Here is a 3,386-nt window from a genome sequence, read left to right on the forward strand (position 1 = left end):
GGCGGGGTTGTCGATCTCCTCTTCGGGTCTGATTTCGGGTACGCCGACCGCGTCGGGGACGTTCAATGTGACCGTCACGGCGACCGACTCCACCAGCGCGTCCGGGTCCGCGTCGTTCACGTGGACGGTCAGCGGCGGCAGCGGCGGTGGTTTCCCGAGCGGTTATCACCGGCTGGTGGTCGCGAACGACAGCTTGTGCCTTGACGTGTACGGCAACACGGGCAACTCCGGTGCGGCGATCGACCAGTACACCTGCAACGGGCAGTCCAACCAGCAGTTCCAGTTCGTGCCCACCTCCGGCGGCTACGGCGAGATCCAGGCGCAGAACTCCGGCCAGGACGTGAGCGTCGCCAACTCCTCCACCGCCCAGGGCACCCCGGACATCGTCCAGCAGCCGGTCAGCGGCTCGGCCGCGAGCCAGTGGCTGGCCCAGCAGCAGTCCGACGGCTCCTGGCAGTTCAAGAACCAGAACAGCGGCCTGTGCCTGGACGTCTACGGCAACGGCAGCAACACCGGCCAGCAACTGGACCAGTGGCCCTGCAAGAACGCCCCCGGCACCAACCAGGACTTCAACGTCCGCTGACGGGCCGAAGCACCGGCACAACAGCATCAACAGAGTCTGTCACGCCAGGCCGCGCAGCCTTGCCATCGCTGAACGCAGGCAAGGCTGCGCGTCGCATGCGAGCAGGGCGTCAGCCCGCGAGCGCAGGAACACAGCCCACGTGGTGGCGCTCATTCGGGGGGAGTGCATTGCGCCAGCGGTAGTACGCAGCAGCATGTCCACACCTGGAACGGCGCCGCTAACCAGACCTGGACGCACACCTCCACCGGCGCGCTGTCCGCGAGGTCTGCGCCGGGAGACGCCGATCCGTTGCCCGATCCGGTTCGGCGAAGGCTGACGCGACATCGCTGAAACTTTCCGCATCGCGCATAGCGGCATTGTGTCGGCTGGAAACCGTGTGTCCCTGAGGGGCGAGGTCAGATTCGATCCCCGCGCTCGATCCGACGAACCGGTTCGACCAGCTCGGCGACGCGGGACGTGTACATTCGCCAGGTATCTCGGCGGAGCGTGGCCTTAGCCGGTGAGCCCTAAGATGTCAGGTCACGCTGCGCTCAATCGGGTTCCCGACACCGTGCGCTGAGCGGCGTGTAACGCGCCGTTGACCCCTTGTGGCTTCGGCCGTAGTATCCCGTCGAGCTCAGTATGCGAATCGGTTCGACGGTCTCGGCAAAGCTCAGAAACGCGGAAGGCGCCCAGCCGGGAAGCGTGGCACGTCCTTTCCGCGGCCCGGCGGCGATCGACCAAAGCCAGGCAACAAAGTGTCTACCCACTCTTGACTTCGCTTCGGGCCGGATCACGGTCGGCGCCGCGCTCGCCGGCGGCCGGACGGAAGCAACGGCAACACAGAGGCTCACCCACAGCCGAGAGGCTTCCACCGACGGGCCGGACCGCTGCGTCCCGGCCGTACCGGCGGCGTCGCCGGGGAGAGGACAGCTCCATGTCGACATGGAATCCCGAAGCGGTCGTGAGAAGGATGCGGCGAAGGGCCGCAGTCCTGATCGCGGCGGTCGTCGGGCTCGCAACCGCGCTGATCCCGGCGGTCCCCGCCGCGGCCGCCACGGTGACTTTCACTCCTGGAGCCGCCTGGACGGATCAGAACGGAAAGCCGCTGCAGATGCACGGGCTCGGCATCGTCAAGGTCGGCGCCACGTGGTATGCCTTCGGCGAGGACAAGACCGGGGAGTCGGCTTCCAACACCTCGTTCCAGGACATACCGTGCTACAGCTCGACCGACCTGCACTCCTGGACGTATCAGAGTGTGGCGTTGGCGCGGCAGGGGAGTGGTGACCTCGGTCCTAATCGCATCGTCGAGCGTCCGAAGGTCATCTACAACGCCTCGACCGGCATGTACGTGATGTATCTGCACGTGGACAACTCCAGTTACACCGACAGAAGAGTCGGTGTCGCCGTCAGCAGTACGCCCTGCGGCCCGTACACCTATCGCGGCGGATTCTCGCCCCTCGGCAACCAGAGCCGCGACATCGGCCTGTTTCAGGACACCGACGGCTCGGCGTACCTGATGAGCGAGGACCCGAACGCCGGTCTGCGGATCTATCGGCTGTCCGCGGACTACCTCTCGGTGAGCAGCTCCGTCGCGCAGTTCCAGGACCTCGAAGCCCCCGCCATCGTCAAGGCCGGCGGCCGGTACTACCTGCTGGCTTCGCACCTGACCGGCTGGGGCACCAACGACAACGTCTACGCCAGCACGACCTCGCTCTCCGGGCCCTGGACCGGTTTCGGCGACTTCGCGCAGCCGGGAACGAACACGTACAACAGCCAGACCGCGAACATCATCACCGTGCAGGGATCCTCGGCAACGACGTACATTTACGCGGGCGATCGGTGGACGACCTCGAATCTCGGCACCTCACCGCTGATCTGGCTACCACTGACGATCTCAGGCACCACGGCGTCGGTCAGCTGGTACAACTCCTGGTCGCTCGACGTGACGGCTGGGACATGGTCGGCGAACAGCTCCGGACCGGTGGACGGCAGCACCCACTACCTGACCAGCGCCGGCAGCGGACTGGTCATGGATGTCAGCGGCGCGTCGACGGCGGATGGCGCCAAGGTCGTCCAGTGGAGCAATCACAGCGGCACCAACCAGCAATGGACGGTGCACAGCGTCTCCGGAAACATCTTCACGCTGGTCAACGTCAACAGCGGCAAGTGCCTTGAGGCGCCGAACCAGTCGACGACCCAGGGCGTCCAGCTCGACCAGGGAACCTGCAACGGCTCGACGAGCCAGCAATGGTCGGTGAACCCGGGCAACAACGGATATGCCCTAGTCAACGTACTGAGCGGCCTGTACGCCGACGTGTTCGGCGCGTCCACCTCCGCGGGCGCCGCGATCGACCAGTGGCCCGGGAACGGGGGCGCGAACCAGACCTGGAACTTCTCCTGACCAGCCGAGGCGACGCCGATTCGAAATCCAGTTCGGCATGAGACAAGCGCGTCGCGCGGACGCGCTGTCGCCAACCGGGGTCGGCCCGAAGGGGACACACGGCAACGCGACGTCATTGTCGACAACTCGATGGCAATGATCGCGCGCCGGCCCGGCAGACGCCGGCCGACCAGGCCGCCGATCCGGTGCTGGACGCGCTGACGTGGCGGCCCGCGATGGGGACTGTGTCGATAAAGGTGGGGACCAGTGGAGAGGACTGATTCCTATGACTATCGACGTTGTTGATGTGGAAGGTCCGGTTGTGGTAGAGAGCGCCGAGGCGATCACTACCATCGAGGCGGAGGCCGGGATGTCGGGAGCGGACCTGACGGACCTGCTCGATGCGCGGGCCATCGCACAGCTGGCCGAGCGGGCCAGGCA

General features: G+C 66.2%; 2 protein-coding genes. Both read left to right on the forward strand.

The window, feature by feature from the left end; translation table 11 throughout:
• The coding region (locus tag KGA66_RS28370; RefSeq protein WP_211472566.1) for an RICIN domain-containing protein at positions 1–583 on the forward strand (583 nt) is incomplete at its 5' end.
• A gap of 916 nt (positions 584–1,499) precedes the next feature.
• Positions 1,500–2,966 carry an RICIN domain-containing protein gene (locus tag KGA66_RS28375; RefSeq protein ID WP_246508923.1) on the forward strand — a complete coding sequence of 489 codons (1,467 nt, stop codon included), beginning with the start codon at positions 1,500–1,502 and terminating at the stop codon, positions 2,964–2,966.
• Positions 2,967–3,386 lie beyond the last annotated feature (420 nt).

This window comes from Actinocrinis puniceicyclus (assembly GCF_018283645.1).
GTDB lineage: Bacteria > Actinomycetota > Actinomycetes > Streptomycetales > Catenulisporaceae > Actinocrinis > Actinocrinis puniceicyclus.